The organism is Amniculibacterium sp. G2-70, assembly GCF_014353055.1.
Lineage (GTDB): Bacteria > Bacteroidota > Bacteroidia > Flavobacteriales > Weeksellaceae > Amniculibacterium > Amniculibacterium aquaticum.
In genome coordinates, this window is the sequence record NZ_CP060698.1 from 94,541 (window position 1) to 111,811 (window position 17,271).

General features: G+C 35.3%; 13 protein-coding genes and 1 pseudogene. 3 read left to right on the plus strand and 11 right to left on the minus strand.

Annotated elements, in window-relative coordinates; genetic code table 11:
• Complete coding sequence (purC, locus tag H9Q20_RS00450) at positions 1-720, minus strand: phosphoribosylaminoimidazolesuccinocarboxamide synthase (protein ID WP_164472034.1); 720 nt, start codon at positions 718-720, stop codon at positions 1-3.
• Positions 721-1,138: 418 nt separating this feature from the next.
• A complete protein-coding gene (locus tag H9Q20_RS00460; protein ID WP_187478041.1) occupies positions 1,139-3,016 on the minus strand; it encodes an endonuclease in 1,878 nt (625 codons plus the stop codon).
• A 205-nt stretch (positions 3,017-3,221) separates the two neighbouring features.
• Between H9Q20_RS00460 and H9Q20_RS00465 the strand changes: the two genes are divergently transcribed.
• A complete protein-coding gene (locus tag H9Q20_RS00465; RefSeq protein ID WP_187478042.1) occupies positions 3,222-4,076 on the plus strand; it encodes a nucleoside phosphorylase in 855 nt (284 codons plus the stop codon).
• 237 nt (positions 4,077-4,313) lie between these two features.
• Here H9Q20_RS00465 and H9Q20_RS00470 read toward each other — a convergent pair whose 3' ends face one another.
• The 3 genes and pseudogenes from H9Q20_RS00470 to H9Q20_RS00480 form a co-directional block, all read right to left on the minus strand.
• A complete protein-coding gene (locus tag H9Q20_RS00470) occupies positions 4,314-5,012 on the minus strand; it encodes an SAM-dependent methyltransferase (protein WP_124642555.1) in 699 nt (232 codons plus the stop codon).
• Positions 5,013-5,033: 21 nt separating this feature from the next.
• Positions 5,034-5,469: pseudogene (locus H9Q20_RS00475) on the minus strand (low molecular weight protein-tyrosine-phosphatase).
• 79 nt (positions 5,470-5,548) lie between these two features.
• Entirely contained in the window at positions 5,549-7,978 is a 2,430-nt protein-coding gene (locus H9Q20_RS00480) for a thiamine pyrophosphate-dependent enzyme (RefSeq protein WP_187478043.1), read from the minus strand.
• Between the two features lie 413 nt (positions 7,979-8,391).
• Between H9Q20_RS00480 and H9Q20_RS00485 the strand changes: the two genes are divergently transcribed.
• Together H9Q20_RS00485 and H9Q20_RS00490 are read left to right on the plus strand one after the other, a co-directional pair.
• The gene (locus H9Q20_RS00485; protein WP_222933881.1) at positions 8,392-8,814 is read left to right on the plus strand and encodes an RNA polymerase sigma factor; all 423 of its coding nucleotides are present in this window, start codon (positions 8,392-8,394) and stop codon (positions 8,812-8,814) included.
• A 7-nt stretch (positions 8,815-8,821) separates the two neighbouring features.
• Positions 8,822-9,601: a hypothetical protein gene (locus H9Q20_RS00490; protein WP_124642546.1), complete on the plus strand. Its 780-nt coding sequence runs from the start codon at positions 8,822-8,824 to the stop codon at positions 9,599-9,601.
• Positions 9,602-9,652: 51 nt separating this feature from the next.
• Here H9Q20_RS00490 and H9Q20_RS00495 read toward each other — a convergent pair whose 3' ends face one another.
• The 6 genes from H9Q20_RS00495 to H9Q20_RS00520 form a co-directional block, all read right to left on the minus strand.
• The gene (locus H9Q20_RS00495) at positions 9,653-11,650 is read right to left on the minus strand and encodes a S9 family peptidase (protein ID WP_187478044.1); all 1,998 of its coding nucleotides are present in this window, start codon (positions 11,648-11,650) and stop codon (positions 9,653-9,655) included.
• A gap of 101 nt (positions 11,651-11,751) precedes the next feature.
• Positions 11,752-13,269: a bifunctional phosphoribosylaminoimidazolecarboxamide formyltransferase/IMP cyclohydrolase gene (gene purH / locus H9Q20_RS00500; RefSeq protein ID WP_187478045.1), complete on the minus strand. Its 1,518-nt coding sequence runs from the start codon at positions 13,267-13,269 to the stop codon at positions 11,752-11,754.
• 29 nt (positions 13,270-13,298) lie between these two features.
• The gene (gene purN / locus H9Q20_RS00505; RefSeq protein WP_187478046.1) at positions 13,299-13,865 is read right to left on the minus strand and encodes a phosphoribosylglycinamide formyltransferase; all 567 of its coding nucleotides are present in this window, start codon (positions 13,863-13,865) and stop codon (positions 13,299-13,301) included.
• Positions 13,866-13,924: 59 nt separating this feature from the next.
• Positions 13,925-14,914, minus strand: a complete 990-nt coding sequence (gene purM, locus H9Q20_RS00510) for a phosphoribosylformylglycinamidine cyclo-ligase (RefSeq protein ID WP_187478047.1) — start codon at positions 14,912-14,914, stop codon at positions 13,925-13,927.
• 840 nt (positions 14,915-15,754) lie between these two features.
• Positions 15,755-16,354: a hypothetical protein gene (locus H9Q20_RS00515; RefSeq protein ID WP_124642536.1), complete on the minus strand. Its 600-nt coding sequence runs from the start codon at positions 16,352-16,354 to the stop codon at positions 15,755-15,757.
• Positions 16,355-16,395: 41 nt separating this feature from the next.
• On the minus strand, positions 16,396-16,875 hold the full coding sequence (locus H9Q20_RS00520) for a hypothetical protein (RefSeq protein ID WP_124642534.1): 480 nt from the start codon (positions 16,873-16,875) through the stop codon (positions 16,396-16,398).
• Between the last annotated feature and the right edge of the window lie 396 nt (positions 16,876-17,271).

The window sequence follows — 17,271 nt, forward strand, 5'->3', positions numbered from 1 at the left end:
TTATTTGTTCAATACTTTTTTCAAACGGTTATAAATTTCTTCATACGCTTCTGTAACTTCGCCTAGATCTCTTCTGAAACGGTCTTTGTCCAATTTCTTCATGGTATCTTTGTCCCAAAGTCTGCAAGTATCTGGAGAGATTTCGTCGGCCAGTACAATTTCTCCGTCGTGGGTTTTTCCTAATTCAATTTTAAAATCAACCAAGATGATGTTCATTTTATCAAAAAGATCGATAAGGATCTCGTTGATGACATCGGTCAATTCATACATTTCATCCAACTCTTCATAAGTGGCAGCTCCCAAGAAAACAGCGTGGTGATCGTTGATTAATGGATCTCCTAATTCGTCTTTTTTATAACAAATATCAAAAATGGTTACTGGAGATTTTATACCTTCTTCAACACCCAATCTCTGAGCCATAGAACCTGCAGAATAATTTCTTACCACCATTTCTAAAGGGATAATATCTACTTTTTTTACCAATTGCTCTCTTTCATCAAGTTGCTTGATAAAATGCGTTGGGATTTCTTTCTCCTGAAGATACTCGAAAATAAGGGTAGAGATGGCGTTGTTCAACTCTCCTTTTTTGTCAACCTGACCTTTTTTTTGTGCATTAAAGGCCGTAGCATCGTCTTTGTATCGTACGATAACTTCGTGGGGATTGTTGGTTTCGAAAACTTGTTTCGCTTTCCCTTCGTAGAGCATTTGTCCTTTTTCCATTTTTACTTTTTATTGATTTTTATATTCTATTTTAAATAACAAGACCGGAATTTATACAATTCCGGTGCAGTTGTTTTAGGGCAAAATCCCCTGTGTTGTATTTAACCATCATGAAAATTTCTTCCACGATCCATTTGAAATCTTTTGCATTATTTATGAGAAAAACCTCCGTTTTTTTCATGTGATTTACTTTTTTATGCTCAAACAATTTATCTGTTGTCAAACTTTCTGAAATATGAGGTTTCAGACAATTTAAAATCCAACAATGGAATGTTGATCCTTTTTTGATACGATATCCAATTTGGATGTTAATCATGATGCAAAAATAAGGAAAATAACTAATAATTAAAAGTTTTATTCTAATGCTTTTTTCAATTAATATTTTAACAATTTTAAGGTTTAGAGAATGATTCGTATTCTATTTTTTGATAAACTTTATCGCTTTCCCTTCTATCAATAACCAATACAGTCCTGTTTTCAAATCATTTACCTCCAATTGGTTGTTCTGTTGGAAAGGCTGTGAGATTTCTTTTACCAAACCTAAATGTGCATCAAATATTTTCACCGTTTTTATTTTAGAAAGTTCTTCACCTTTCACATGCAATAAACCTTCAGTTACAGGATTTGGATATAAAGTATATTCTGTTTGCTGCTTTGTTTTTATTTCTTCAGACGATAGAGTTCCAAGGTTTTCGCAATAGTTCATGGGATAAGCTTGCCATTCATTCAAATCAAAATTGATGTTAGGTTGTAGTATAGTTGACTTCCTGTATAAAGAAACATTGTTATTGGTATTGTAGCTGCTCTTAGTGCCCACTGCATCTATCGGACTGCCTTTATAAGCCAATTCCAGATATTGTGAACCTGTAAAAGTAAGTGGTGTAGATGCAGTCACAAATTTAGCTTGATCTAAAGTATAACATGTCAAATTAGAATAAGGATTGATGACTACAAAGGATTCTCCTTGGGCAATTTTACCTTCTAACTGAAAAGCATTAGAAAAATAATATGTTGCTGTCGTCGAATTGTAATTCTGAATATTCAATTTGTATCCGTCCAAATTAACTTCGTGTCCGGTCTGATTGGTAATTTCTATGGCGTTGTTGAAGACTGAATTCGTAGAGCTTGTTGTACCTTCTATGTATTTGGTGATTCTAAGGTCTTTTGCAAATGCATCCGAAGCCGTTGTATTGGCATTTACCAATGCTTCTGTAGATTCTAAATAAGAATTGTTATACGCTTTCACGGTTATAGAATACGCTGTTGAAGGCTGAAGATGATCTACAAAATAATGGGTATCGTGGGTGTATCCGTGGAAATTTCCGTTAACAAAAATTTTGTATCCTATAGCTTCGCTTGGTGAAGTATGGGACCAGTTCAGCTCTATAAAATGAGAGTTGACATTAGAAGCCACAACATTTTGAGGTGCAGATGGAGCAATTGTACTGGGAGTTTGGCTCCAAATTAGATTGACCCAATCTGGATGATCGATAAATGGATTTCTATTCTTTTGTATACCGTACACCAAGTTGTTTCGGTCAATTTCTCGTGTAGAAACCGGATCTTGATTGTGCCATTGAAGCATCAGATTCAAGTACCAAGCATCAAAAGCTTTTTCTTCTGTCCCACTCAAGGGGTTGGTATCGTTGGCATTGGTGGATCCTGGAAAAAAATTAAAGGACGATAATTTACCTTCGTATCGAACGGCAAAATACAGCATGGCACGGGCTACATCGCCTTTGAACTCGTCAATCGGCTCATACACCCTGCCGGTGTAATACGATGTGTCCGAATTTTTACCAATTTTGGATCCGTTGGTAAAAGTATAATACACATTGGACGGAGTTGTTGTAGAAATCCCGTACGGATAATTGCTTCTCAACTGATTGATTCTGGCATCTGTAGGAACCACAAAAAATAAATCCGAATACATTGGATATTCCGAAAAGAAGGTACTTTGTGGCATCATGTGTTCTCGGTTATAGCCTTGTCCCTCGGCACTTGCAGTTCCAATCATATTACTTGTGGTATAACTGTATGCGTCTGTACCGGATGGCTTTTCCGAATAGATGTCCAAAATACTGTTGTCATTTTCATAATATTTGTCCAAGTCGGTTACGCCGTAATAATTGGGTAAATCTCCGTAATGCCAATTGTAATTTTTAGAGATGATTTCATGAACTTTCGTCTTCAGCTGAAAACCTGTCAGACCGGCTGTACCGTTGTAGTATCCTGCCGGGATTTGCGACCATAATAAAGACGGAAATAAACAAATTGAAAGATATATTTTCTTCATAAACCTGGATTTGGACGAACAAAAGTAAGAGAATTAATAAATTTAATGTCAATAATTTTAAATTTTAATATGAATTTTTCATAAAACAGGTCAAAGTAATGTGATTGATACCAATCTTGACTCTACTTTTCAAAAAGGTCTGAAATATTGCTTAATTCTTAAAATTTAGACTAAATTTGTTGTCCTTTTAACAAAAAAAAACAATATGATACAAAAATTAGCAGCATCCGAATTGGTATTGAATGACGATGGCAGTGTATATCACTTAAATCTTTTGCCAGAAGACATCGGCGAAAAAATTATGCTGGTGGGCGATCCGGATCGTGTCCCTCGAGTTTCTAAATATTTTGATGTCGTTGAAATTAAAAAAAATAAAAGAGAATTTTATACCCACACCGGAATTTTAAGAGGCGAAAGAATAACCGTAATGTCCACAGGTATCGGTACTGAAAACATCGATATCGTGATGAACGAGTTGGATGCGTTGGTCAATATTGACTTGAAAAATAAAGAATTCAAAACGGAGAAGAAATCTCTTCAACTTTTCCGTATGGGTACTTGTGGAAGCGTAAATCCGGATATCGAGGTGGACAATATGTTGGTGACACAAAATGTGGTTGGACTGGACGGACTACTCCACTTTTATCAAGATTATCAATTTGAGAATGAATTTTCTAAGAATTTTTTGTCTAAATTTCCTTACGAGAAAATAAAACCCATGCTTTATTTTTCCGATTGGGCAGAAGAAATTTCCGATTATTACAAAGATGCCAATTACCACGGAAACACCGCAACTTTTCCGGGTTTTTATGCACCTCAAGGTCGACAACTACGACTAAAAGCTTTGGACGATCAATTCCTAGAAACCCTGAATGACCTTGGAGTTTCCAATTTCGAAATGGAAACTTCTGCCATCTATGGCTTGGCCAAATTATTAGGCCATAAAGCCATTACCGTAAACTGTGTTATCGCCAACAGACGAAGAGGCGAGTTTTCTGCAGACCACCATCAATCTGAAAAAAATATGATTGAATGGGTTTTGGATAGAATTATTCCATAAATCAATCTACCTCAATTGAGAAATTGAATGAGTATTTTAAGAAAATTTTAATAATATGATGTAATTTTGAAGTCCAAAATATATTTGTTAAACCTCTATACTCCTTTATGAATATATAAAATACATAAAGGAGTATTTTTTTGGCTTATTTTTTAAGAAACTGTTTAAATTTCGATTTTTTGTAAAGATATTTAGATGAATTTTGAGTTTTAAAAATAAAGTTTTAGCGGGCTCTAATTACCGACCCAAAACAAATACCGTTGGGATTTTATGAAAATCGGGTTTTATTTTTTGCCATTCAGCAATTTTCAGAGTCCTAATTTTTTCTTCTGTTGGGTGGTTGATGTTGGATGCAATGCAGAGTTTGGTCTGTGGATTCAAAAATTTAATCAAAGATTCTATTAATTGATTATTTCGGTACGGAGTTTCCATAAAAATTTGTGAATATCCTGATTTTTGAACTTGAGATTCCAAAAACTGAATTTTCTGTTTCCTGGCCGATTGATCGATAGGAAGATAGCCGTTGAAAGAAAACTCTTGCCCGTTGAAACCACTGGCTATCAGTGCTAAGATGATTGAACTAGGTCCGTTGATGGGGATCACTTTTATGTCGTTTTCATGGCACCAGCTTACCATAATATTTCCAGGATCGGCAATGCAAGGAAGTCCCGCTTCGGATAAAAGTCCAAAATCTTGACCTTGTTTCATCAGGTGCTGAGCTTCTTTTAAATCTGCGGTTTCAGAATATTTGTCCAATAAAAACAATTTCAATTCGCTTTGTTTTTTTTCAGGACAAAAAAACTTCACTACTTTTCTTGCTGTTTTTTCGTTTTCCACAAAAAAATAATCCGTTTTTAGGATGTACTCTTTAATTACTGGAGCAAAATGTTCAATTGAGGTTTCGTCTGATAAATAGGCGGGTATTAGAAATAGCATAATTAAAAATTGGGATAAGAGTTAAAAAGATAATATTTCTTCGGCTCTTTGTGTACAGGCTTCATCCAACATTCTAAAAACATTTTCAAAACCTTGTATGCCTCCATAATACGGATCCGGAACATTGGATCCATCGGGCATAATCAAAGATATTTTGTTTTTTTTTTTTGGTTTTTGCCAAAGACAATACATCGTTCAGGTTGCTTTTGTCCATACAAAAAATGAAATTGAATTGATCCAAATCTGCCGTTGTCACAAGTCTTGATTTTTGTTTGCTGATGTCGACATGGTGTTGCTTGGCAACTTCTATGGATCGTTCGTCGGGATGCTCTCCTTTATGCAAAGCAATGGTCCCGGCCGAATCTACAAAAAAATCTTGAGGAACTTTGGTTTTCATTATTCCTTCTGCCAAAGGACTTCTACAAATATTTCCTAGGCACACCATTAATATTTTCATTTCTTTTTATTTGACTATTTTAAAATCAAAAGGCTGTTGGAGTACCAAGCAGCCTTTTGGAATTGATTATTTAAATAAATTAAATTTTAGGAAATTTTGTAGGGTTGGTTTCGTACAACATTTCATACACCTTTTCTACAATATCATCTGCAGAAGGCTTACTGAAATAGTCACCATCACTAGCATAGGCAGGTCTGTGATTTTTTGCAGACATGGTTATAGGATCGCTGTCCAAGTAACGGAAAGCTTTTTGTTTTTCCAAAATTTGTTGCATAATAAATGCCGAAGTACCTCCTTCTACATCTTCATCTATCACAACCAATCTATTGGTTTTCTTCACACTTTCAGCAATTTCGTTGGATAAATCGAATGGGATTAATGATTGAATATCAATTACTTCTGCAGAAATGCCGATTTTTTCTAATTCGTTGGCAGCTTCGGTAACTATTCTCCAAGTCGATCCGTAGGTTACCAAAGTCACATCTTTTCCTTCTTTGGTTACTTCAATTTTACCCACAGGTACGGTAAATTCTCCAATGTTATCCGGTTGTTTTTCTTTTAGACGGTACCCGTTCAAGCATTCAACAATTAGAGCCGGTTCATCACTTTGCAACATGGTGTTGTAGAAACCGGCAGCTTTGGTCAAGTTTCTTGGTACCAATACCAAAATCCCTTTGGAAAGGTTGATAATCCCTGCCATTGGTGATCCCGAATGCCAAATACCTTCCAAGCGATGACCTCTGGTTCTGATGATCAATGGAGCTTTTTGGCCGCCTTTGGTTCTGTAATGTACGGTTGCCAAATCGTCACTCATCCCTTGCAAACAGTATAAAATATAATCTAAATATTGGATTTCGGCGATGGGTCTCAACCCTCTCATTGCCATACCAATACCTTGTCCAAGGATGGTTGCCTCACGGATTCCGGTATCAACAACACGAGTTTCTCCGTACTTTTCTTGCATTCCTTCCAATCCTTGGTTTACATCGCCAATATTTCCGGCATCTTCACCAAAAATGAGAGTTTGTGGATATTTTTCAAAAATTTTATCAAAATTATTTCTGATGACTACTCTACCATCGACCTCTTCGGAATTTTCTGAATAGATGGGATCTACCATTTTCACTTCGGAAGATTTCCATTGAGATTGAGAATAAAGATGTGAAGAATAATTGTCTTCTTCAATTGCGAATACTTCTTGTAGTGCCAATTGCAAGGCGTTTCTCTCTGCAGTTTTGTTGGCTCTTGTTAGCAGCAACGATTTTCTTGCTAAAGAAAAAACATCTCTTTTCCCTACAGAAATGATTTTTTTGAAATTGTTTAATTCTTCACTTACTTCAGAGTTTTGGGGAGCCAACGCTTCCACCAAAGGAAGAATTTTATTTTTAAGTTCGGTAATGGTCGATTGATAACTGTCCCAAGCTTTCTTCTGACCGTCTTTTACTGTTTTTTTAGCTTCGTTTTCTATGGCATCCAATTCTTCTGCAGTGGCCAAAACTTCTTCTTTGCCTTCAATTTCCACAGAATAATTCAGAATCCACTCTTTGAATTTCACCAAACCGTCAAAATCGGCTTCCCACTGCAATCTTTCAGCAGATTTGTATCTTTCGTGAGAACCGGAAGTAGAATGTCCTTGAGGTTGGGTAACCTCTATCACATGCACCACAACAGGCACAGATTCTGTTCTTGCAAAATGTTCGGCTTTGGCATACGCTTCTAGCAGAGCAGCGTAATCCCAAGCTTTTACTTGTATAATTTCGCAGCCTTGGTTTTCGCCGTCTTTTCTTTGGAAACCGGAAAGCATTTCTGCTATATCTGCTTTTGCTCTTTGGTTTTTTGTAGGTACGGAAATTCCGTAACCATCGTCCCAGATAGAAACGATCATCGGGACTTGTAAGGCACAAGCTGCATTTAATGTTTCCCAAAAATGACCTTCAGCAGAAGAAGCATCGCCAATGGTTCCGAAAGCAATTTCGTTACCGTTGTTGGTGAAATTTTCTTTACCCTCAAACGCTACTTCTTTAAAAACTTTAGAAGCCTGAGCAAGACCTAACAATCTTGGCATTTGCCCTGCTGTTGGGGAAATATCGGATGAAATATTTTTTATTTGAGCTAGATTTTTCCAGCTTCCGTCTTCGTTCAAAGTTCTGGTGGCATAGTGACCGTTCATCTGTCTACCTGCAGATGCAGGTTCTCTTTCTGCAGAGGTATCGGCATACAACTGTGCATAAAAACTCTCAACAGTCAATGCACCGATCGCCAAAGCAATGGTTTGGTCTCTGTAGTAACCGGATCTCCAGTCACCATTTCGGAACACTTTGGACAATGCCAATTGAGGCAATTCTTTACCATCGCCAAAAATACCGAATTTGGCTTTACCTGTTAATACTTCTCTTCTGCCCAAAAGAGACATCTCACGAGAGATTCTCCCCAATCGGTAGTCTGCTAAAATTTGTTCTTTAAAATCTTGAAATGAGATTTGTTGAGTTTCTATGTAAGTTGTTTGCATAACAAATTGGATATGCTACAAAAATACTAATTATTATTTTTTTATAACCTATGGATTGTGTATTTTCCGAATATTCAAACTTGTTCGGGAAAAGAATAATTATTAATGAATTTTCTTTTGATTCGATAAAAATAATTAATTAATTTTCATCAAAAATTATAGCTTATACAAATTTGAATTTATATAATTTCATAAAATTTGTGTTTTTCTTATTAATTATTAGGCGAAATTCTAAAAGATAAAATGGATTTGAGAAAGAATATAAGAAATCTGATGTTTTTAGCAAATAATTGTAACATTATTGACTTTTCATAACTAACCTTTAAAAAGTAAATTTTCAAATTGAAAAAAGTAGAACAAGATTTTTAATAAAAATAGAAAAGCACAAAGGTATTCTTTTCAAAATTTCTAAAATGTATATGGATTATCGGGAAGATCAAGAAGATCTTTTCCAAGAAATTGTACTGCAGATTTGGAAGGCTTATCCAAGTTTCGAAAGAAAAAGTCAATTTTCGACCTGGATGTATAGAATAGCACTTAATACGGCAATAATTTCTTTAAAAAAGGAAAAAAGAACACCGTTTATCAGTCCGATTGAAGAATTAGAAAATCTAAGGCATCCAATAGATTTTTCAACCGACCAAAAAGAAGAACAAATATCTAAAATGTACAAAGCCATACACGAACTTAACCCAATAGAAAAAGCCATCATATTTTATTACCTAGAAGATTATTCGGGAAAAGAAATTGCTGAAAATATGGGAATAAGCGAAGTGAATGCGAGGGTAAAACTAAACAGAGCAAAACAAAAACTAAAAGAATTAATTTCAAAATAATTACATTATGGACATCGATACTCTTAAAAATATTTGGAAAGAAACACCCCAAGAAAACGAACCTGAAATAAATTTAGAGCAAAAAACCAGATTGTTTTCTCCATTGGACAAAGTGAAAACAAATATGAAAATGGAATTTTATTCCCTTCTTTTTATCATACCTTTTTTGATATTTTTTTTCGTAGAAAAAATTGACAATCCCATTACTCTTTTTTATTCTTTGGTTCTTCTTGTTGTTTCTTTAGTTTTAATATCGTATTACTATTTACAGTTCTATAGACTCTACAAAAAAATATCAGAGAAAAACTTAAAAACCTACCATCATCTTATGGAACTTAAATATGATTTAAATAACAATATCGTTTTGTATAAGAGTTATTATATTTCATTTTTACCCATACTTTTTGGGGAGATTGTTATTATATTTCAGAATAATAATGTACTAAACCCTAGTAATTTCAATCCTTTCATGATTATGTTTTTGATAATTCTTTTCACAGGAAGTATTGCTCTTTACTTAAGCTGTAAAATTTGGCTTTATTATTACTACGAAAGATACATCCTGCAAACAGAAAAAATTATAAATACACTCATACAGTACGAAGATAATATTGAAGAAGAAAAGACTGATATTTTCATGAAACTCGTTGGATACACCCATGTCTTTTTCAATAAATTTTTAAATGATAAATATTCTGTTATTTTAAACTTTATCATTTGGTTAATAATCCTTTACACCATTGTAAGATTGATTATTATGGTTATTTCTGGTTTTATTTTTAGATAAATAACAAACAAAAAAGTCATCCCAACTGAGATGACTTTTTTGAATTTTTCGTTAAAGAGTTTCTTTCAACCATTCGAAAAATTCCCTTTGCCAAACCAGACCGTTTTGTGGGTGCAATACCCAATGGTTTTCGTTCGGGAAATACAAAAACTTAGCATTAAGACCTCTCAATCGAGCTGCTTGGAATGCCTGTTGTCCTTGTTCATACGGCACACGGAAATCAATCCCTCCTTGGATGATCATCATCGGTTTGTTCCATTTATCTACAAAATTGGACGGATTAAATTCGGTGTACGCCTTAGGCTGAGGCTTCTTCCAATAGCTGCCACCCAGATCCCAATTGGCAAAAAACAATTCTTCCGTCGTTCCATACCAGGATTTCATATCAAACAATCCGTTGTGGGCAATAAAAGTTTTGAAACGATTTTCATGAATTCCGGCCAACATATAAACGCTGTACCCGCCATAACTGGCACCTACAACACCCATTCTGTCCCCATCAACATAGGGTAAGGTTTTTGCAAAATCGGCTGCGGAAAGATAATCTTTCATCGGTTGTCCTCCCCAATCTTTGGAAATGGCGGCATTCCACTCTACTCCCCAACCCGGCATCCCTCTACGGTTGGGTGCAACTACGATATAATCGTTGGCTGCCATGAGTGCAAAATTCCATCGAATGGAGAAAAATTGTGAAAGTGCCGATTGTGGACCGCCCTGACAGTACAACAAAGCCGGATATTTTTTGTTCGGATCAAAGTTCGGAGGGTAATGAAACCATACTCCCATTTCTTTTCCGTCCGAAGTTTTCACCATTTTCAGTTCGGATTTTCCTGGAGTAATTTGTGCATAATTTTCCTTGTTGATGTCGGTAACCTGTACCATGGATCCGTCTTTTAAAGAAACCGAAAAAAGATCCGGACTGTGGTTAATGTCCGTTCTGGTGATGAGTAAATTGTTTTGATTTTGTCCAATTATTCCAGCCACATCAAACTGGCCGTTTGTGATTTGTTTAATCTCCGAATTTTTAGGATTTAAAGAAAATAGCTGAACGGTACCTCGGATAGCGGCGTTATAATAAACCATCTTGGAATCGTTGCTCCAAAAAGTTTCTCCACTTACGGTTTCGTTCCAATTTTTGGTCAGGTTTTTTTTGGTTTTGGACTTCCAATCCATCAGGATAATATCATTTTTATCCGACTCGTATCCATCGTGAGCCATGCTTTGCCAAAGTAAAGATTTTCCGTCCGGAGAGAATTTAGGATTAACATCATAGCCCATCATTCCTTCAGAAATATTTTCAGTTTTACCATTAGAAAGGGAGTAAACATAGATGTCGGTGTTGGTACTCTGAGCGTACTCGGCACCGGATTTTTTCTTGGTTACATACAACAATTGAGAAGAGTCTGGGCTCCAAACAAAGTCTTCGCTTCCGCCGTGAGGTTTTTGTGGGCAATCGAATTTTTCTCCAGCCAAAAGATCTTTTGCCGTTTCTACAGCTTGGTCGGTATTGACTACAAATACATGGCTGTATTCTCCTTTGTTCCAAGTATCCCAATGGCGGATGTTAAGGTCGTGATAGACCTGAGCAGTATTTTTAGGGAGGTCTTTGTATTTGTTGGTTCCCATCACATCTTCCACCAACACGGCTTTACTGAATGCTATTTTTTTAGCATCCGGAGATATGATAATGTTATCGACTTCACCAATGGTATAAAATTCGGTCCACGAAGTTCCGCCATCTTTAGAAATATAAATTTTACCATCTTCCAATGCATAGATTCCGTTTTTGTCCCATTGGATCAGGGATTTTTTGCCCAAATCAAAAGATTTTGTGGCGTTATCCTTTAAGCCAAGTAAATAATTTTTCTTTTTTGTTTTTTCGGTTTTTAGATCGACCGTACCCACTTGATAGATGAGTGAAGAGTGATCCGGAGCTACTGCCGAAACCGAAAACTTATTGAGTGTCCATAATTTTTCTGGGGTCATGACCTGTTGTGCATTTAACAGTGAAGTTGCAGCGACAGCGACCACGGTGGATTTTAATTTCATATCGTAAAAACTTGATTTCTGTTTGATAAGGTTCAAAGATAAAAAATAAAAAAGCTACTCCAAAGAAATGAAGTAGCCCAAACAATTTTTATATGAAAAAATTAATGTAAGAAATGTCTCATTCCCGTTATTAACAATGGGATTTTATATTCGTTACAAGCATCAACGCTGTCTTGGTCTCTCATGGAGCCTCCGGGTTGGATGATTGCTTTGATACCTTCTTGAGCGCAGAAATCGACCACATCTCGGAAAGGGAAAAAGGCATCTGAAGCCAGTACCAAATCTCCGGTGAATTTTTCTTTGGCTCTTTCAATCGCCTGTTGAGTTGCCCAAATTCTGTTCACCTGTCCACCGCCGATTCCTAAAGCTTGTGTTCCGTTGGAAACAACAATGGCATTGGATTTAACATATTTTACCACTCTTTGTGCAAACAGCAATGCTTTTTCTTGCTCTGTTGTTGGTGCAACTTCGGTAGCGCATTTGATGTCATTGGAAAACTGATTGTCTGTATTTTGTAGCAAAAGAGCACCATCAATTTTTACCCAAGTTTGATTGTCGGCAACAGGATTTTTGATTTTGATGATTCTTAAATTCTTTTTGGTTTTAAGGATTTCCACAGCATCTGCATCGAAGTCTGTAGCCATAACAATTTCTAGGAAAGTTTTGTTCAGCTCTTCAGCCGTTGCAGCATCTATTTTATAATTCATGGCTACAATACCACCAAAAATTGAAATTGGATCGCAATTGAAGGCATCTTTGTAGGTGTCCAAAGCCGTATTACCGACTGCAACACCACAAGGTGTGGAATGTTTTACAGCGCAACAAGCCATTTCGTTTTTGAATTCGTTCACCACTTTCCAACAAAGATCCATATCTCTTAGGTTGTTGAAAGAAAGCTCTTTACCGCCCAAGATTTCAAAATCTTTCATGGCTCCATTTTCTGTTGTAGAAACATAGTATGCCGCAGATTGATGTGGATTTTCTCCGTATCTAAGGTCAGAAACTTTTTTGTAAGAAGCATTCAAATACTGAGGATATTCTTCATCCAAAAGCATTTGAGAGATTGCTGCATCATAGGCAGAAGTCAAGTTGAATACTTTACCGGCTAATATTTTTCTCGTTTCGTAAGTGGAGTCGCCTGAAGCTTTCATTTCGTCCATTACTTTTGAGTAATCTTCCACATTGGTAATTACGGTTACCGATTTGAAATTTTTAGCCGCAGAGCGAAGCATTGAAGGTCCACCGATGTCGATAAATTCAATTTTATCTTCGAGAGAGATGTCTTTATTGACATTATCAAAAAACGGATAAAGGTTTACAATCACCATGTCAATCAATCCAATACCGTGTTGTTGTACGGTTTGCATGTGCTCTTCATTGTCTCTTACCGCCAACAAGCCACCGTGTACCATCGGGTGTAGGGTTTTTACTCTACCGTCCAACATTTCTGGGAAAGCAGTTACCTCGTCGATCTGAATTGGATGAAGTCCTGCTTCTTTCAAATGTTTAAAAGTCCCTCCTGTAGAAATTAATTCGTAGTGGTTGCTTTCTAAAAATTGTGCGAATTCTACTAATCCCGATTTATCGGAAACGGAGATTAAAACTCGTTTTTTGCTCATTTTTTCTTTTTATTAAATTTACTTTTGATTTACTTATTTTGAAGTACGATATTGATTGCTTTCGGAAAAATATCGTATTCTACACTGTGTATTTTTTCTGCTAAAGATTCTGGGGTATCGTTTTCAGAAATATCGACTTTGCCTTGTAGTATAATTTCTCCCTCGTCTACACCGGCAGTTACAAAATGTACGGTTGCTCCACTCGTCTTTTCCTCTGCTGCGATTACAGCATTGTGTACATGCATTCCCCACATTCCTTTACCACCAAATTTTGGCAACAATGCCGGATGTATGTTGATGATTTTACCTTCAAATTTTTGGCAAAAATCCTGTGTCATGATGGATAAAAATCCTGCAAGAACTATGAGATCCGTATTTTCCGGAATTTCTTTTTCTAGAAGTTCACAGAAATTTTTCCCTCTTGGGATCATTTTATTTTTAATCCCTTCATTTTCTGCTCTTTGCAACCCGTAACAATCTCTATCTGCAACGACAAGCGATACTTGTGCATTTACAATTTCGTTAGACTTTATGGTATCGATGATTCTTTGCAAATTGGTACCTCCACCAGAAACCAAAACAACAATGTTTTTCATGTGTATCCTATAAAAACCATCCGCACATTTTTGAAACGCACGGAAGGTATATCGTTTTATTACAAAAGATTTATTTTTTCAGAATGTTCAGTGATTACCCCAATTTCGTAGGCATCAGGAATAAGTTCTGTAACTTTAGAAGCAAGGCTTTCATCAACGACAACAACCATACCTACACCCATGTTGAAGGTACCGAACATTTCCATGTGATCGATATTTCCTCTTTTTTCAATTTCTTGCATGATGGTCGGAACTTTAATGGTCGAAGTCACGATTTCAGCACAAAGACCTTCAGGGATAATTCTTGGAATATTTTCGATAATTCCTCCGCCGGTGATGTGTGCGATACCGGAAACGGACATTTCGCCTAACAATTTAAAAATATCGTTGTAGTATAGTTTTGTTGGAACCAATAAGGTTTCAAAGATGGGTTTTCCTTCAAACTCTTCATGAAAATCTGGGAAAATTTTTCTTACCAAAGAGAATCCGTTGCTGTGAAAACCAGAGCTTGGAAGTGCAATAATTTTGTTTCCTTTTTTTATTTTGGATCCGTCAATTACTTGATCTTTCTCTACGATACCTACACAAAATCCTGCAACATCGTAATCGCCCGGTTGGTACATACCCGGCATTTCGGCCGTTTCGCCACCGATCAATGCACATTGGTTGTCTTTACAAGCTTTCACCATTCCCATCACAATTTCTGCTGCCACTTCGGACTCCAACTTACCGCATGCCAGATAATCTAAAAAGAACAAAGGTTTGGCACCGTGACATAGGATGTCGTTGGCACACATTGCAAAGCAGTCAATCCCGATAGATCCGTAGTTTTTAGTATCCAAAGCAATTTTCAGTTTGGTACCAACACCGTCGGTTCCAGAAACCAACACCGGATTTTTGTAGCCACCAATTTCGTAGAAAGCTCCAAAGCTTCCCAAATTGTTTAGTACATTTTTATTGTGAGTTTCTGCCACAGCAGATTTTATTTTATCTACGGTTTTGTAACCTTCTTCTTTATCTACACCTGCAGATTTGTAAGTATTGCTCATAAAAATTCTTTTTCTGGGTTAAAAGTACCTTGCGATGATCAGTCACAAGGTACTGGGTTCAAATAGATTTATTTCAAACTTTTCCGTCAATTTACTTCAATAAAAAAGCCGACAATCTTTCAGTTGTCGGCCCTGTTTTATTTTTTCGCGCATGATATATGCCCAATATTTTGGATGATATCAGCAACATAATATTGAAAATTTCTGTTCAAGTTGATCATTTTTACTGTTGCAAAAGTAGGAATTTTCAACCATTGAAAGCAAATATTATTCACATAAAAATTTTAGTACACGACAAAAACTTTAATACATCAATATTCAGATTGTTAATTTTGGTAATCATTGTTCTTGACAAATAGTCCAACCCGTACCTGAAGATGCTTACAGTTCTGCTTCCGTGTTTTTTAATTTTGATCGGTTTAATGCTGCTATCAATGCAATTCCCAATCTTATAACACCAAACAAATGCTATCATTACCAAAAGAATTAGTCTTTCAAATCTATCTAAATGAGTGACATGAGTGTCTTCTAAATTAAAACCGCTTGATTTCAATCCTCGGAAAAGCGTATCTTCGTAGCTTGAGCTGGTTTTCTTTTTTATAAGCATTACCTAGGAAATAATACTCTAATATACTGAAAAATCAGCTTTTTAAACAAATGAAATCAAACTTAATTAATTGATTTTTAATTGATTGTATTTTTTGTCGTGTACTAAACTCTTTTTATTAAAATTTTTTACAATGCAAACAAGAATTATCCTTATCTTTTCTCCATAAAAAAACTCCAAATAATCTGTGGAGCTTTGTATTACTATTAACTTACAATTTTCTAATGGCTTTATTATTTTGTTTCTATAAGTTTCTTTTCTAATAAAGGTAAAACAATCCTTTTAACCATTGGTTTATCACTTTTCCAATCAGGATCATTTTTGGAATCTTTGTAATTAGTAACTAATTGTACTTCTCCTTCTTTGTTCAACACGATATATTTTGACATATCATCTATATTTTCAAGTTTTGCTGGTGTTATCTTCGTAAGAAAATTTTTGTATTTCTTTGATTTTCCTTTACCTTCTATGTCATTAATAACAAGAATCTTAGCATTAGGATAGGTTTCCAAAACCATGTCTCTTGACTCCTTTGTCCAATGATGATTTTCTTTATCGACCAACAATACATAAAGATCAACTTTATAAACTTCGCCAATTAAAAAAAAAGTAGGTATATGATAGATACAAGGTGCACACCAACTCCCAAAAGTAAAAAAAAGTGTATTAGGCTGGTTAGAAAATTTTGCTAAACATTTCACATCCTCACTCGTTACTGAATAAATGTTTTTGTAATGCGACTCAGGCAGTTTGCACTTCTCAATGGGTGTTTGAGAAAATACTTTGACGAAACAGAGTAAAAGTAGAGCAATAAAAAATTTAGCTTTTCCCAAAAAAAACAACATTCTCAAAATCCTTAAGCTAATAATTTATATTATAATTTCGAAACACTAATTGCATAACCACCGAATTCTCCAATTGTGGGGTCAAAATTATACTCACCCTTATGAAAAATGTATTTATCTCCGTCCCCATCTGTAGAATAAAAATCCTGATCAACATAAAATGTAGTATCTTCAAGTCCTTCGAGTTCTTCCGTAGAATTAAGTTTATAAGTTCCTTTTAACTCAAAATCAGGCGCATCTTCTTCAAAACTATGCGTGACAGTAATTTTCACAGGACCTTCTACAATGGTTACACCTAAAGCAGACAATTCACAAATTCCAAGTCCTGCACAATTTTTGGAAACTCTTCCTAATCTAAAGGTAAAAGAAACACTTCCTTTTTTCATACTGTGAGACATAACACTTTCTTTTTGCAACTTATTTGTTGGAATCTCATCTGCTACTCTTTCATTACAAGAAGCTAATACTAATGAGAAAGCTAATGAGCTAATTAAAATTTTATTCTTCATATTTTATTTTAATTGAATATTACGAAATTATGGAATTAAAAATTAGAAAACAACTCATAGAACAATTTTTAAACTTCGACAAATTTCAAAGGTAATAATTTCTCTTTTTTCTCTTTTTTTAACTAAGTATAAAAATTAAGACACACGCTAAGATTAAATAATAGCAAGTATCTAATTAAATTCTGCATCTAAAACAGAGACAGCAGATAACAAGCAGTTTGGCGCAATGCGGGAAGAAGTTCCAATAAAAAAAATTTATACATTTATTTGCCATTGCTTTTTTATTTCACTATTTTTCTTAATTCAGTTGTTTAGTGAGAGAAAATAGAAAAAGTATAATCATTGTTCTTGACAAATAGTCCAACCCGTACCTGAAGATGCTTACAGTTCTGCTTC

Bases quoted from the DNA above. Each gene is read 5' to 3' on its own strand.
- purC (WP_164472034.1), bottom strand. From the start codon at position 720: ATGGAAAAAGGACAAATGCTCTACGAAGGGAAAGCGAAACAAGTTTTC.
- H9Q20_RS00460 (WP_187478041.1), bottom strand. From the start codon at position 3,016: ATGAAGAAAATATATCTTTCAATTTGTTTATTTCCGTCTTTATTATGG.
- H9Q20_RS00465 (WP_187478042.1), top strand. From the start codon at position 3,222: ATGATACAAAAATTAGCAGCATCCGAATTGGTATTGAATGACGATGGC.
- H9Q20_RS00470 (WP_124642555.1), bottom strand. From the start codon at position 5,012: ATGCTATTTCTAATACCCGCCTATTTATCAGACGAAACCTCAATTGAA.
- H9Q20_RS00480 (WP_187478043.1), bottom strand. From the start codon at position 7,978: ATGCAAACAACTTACATAGAAACTCAACAAATCTCATTTCAAGATTTT.
- H9Q20_RS00485 (WP_222933881.1), top strand. From the start codon at position 8,392: ATGTATATGGATTATCGGGAAGATCAAGAAGATCTTTTCCAAGAAATT.
- H9Q20_RS00490 (WP_124642546.1), top strand. From the start codon at position 8,822: ATGGACATCGATACTCTTAAAAATATTTGGAAAGAAACACCCCAAGAA.
- H9Q20_RS00495 (WP_187478044.1), bottom strand. From the start codon at position 11,650: ATGAAATTAAAATCCACCGTGGTCGCTGTCGCTGCAACTTCACTGTTA.
- purH (WP_187478045.1), bottom strand. From the start codon at position 13,269: ATGAGCAAAAAACGAGTTTTAATCTCCGTTTCCGATAAATCGGGATTA.
- purN (WP_187478046.1), bottom strand. From the start codon at position 13,865: ATGAAAAACATTGTTGTTTTGGTTTCTGGTGGAGGTACCAATTTGCAA.
- purM (WP_187478047.1), bottom strand. From the start codon at position 14,914: ATGAGCAATACTTACAAATCTGCAGGTGTAGATAAAGAAGAAGGTTAC.
- H9Q20_RS00520 (WP_124642534.1), bottom strand. From the start codon at position 16,875: ATGAAGAATAAAATTTTAATTAGCTCATTAGCTTTCTCATTAGTATTA.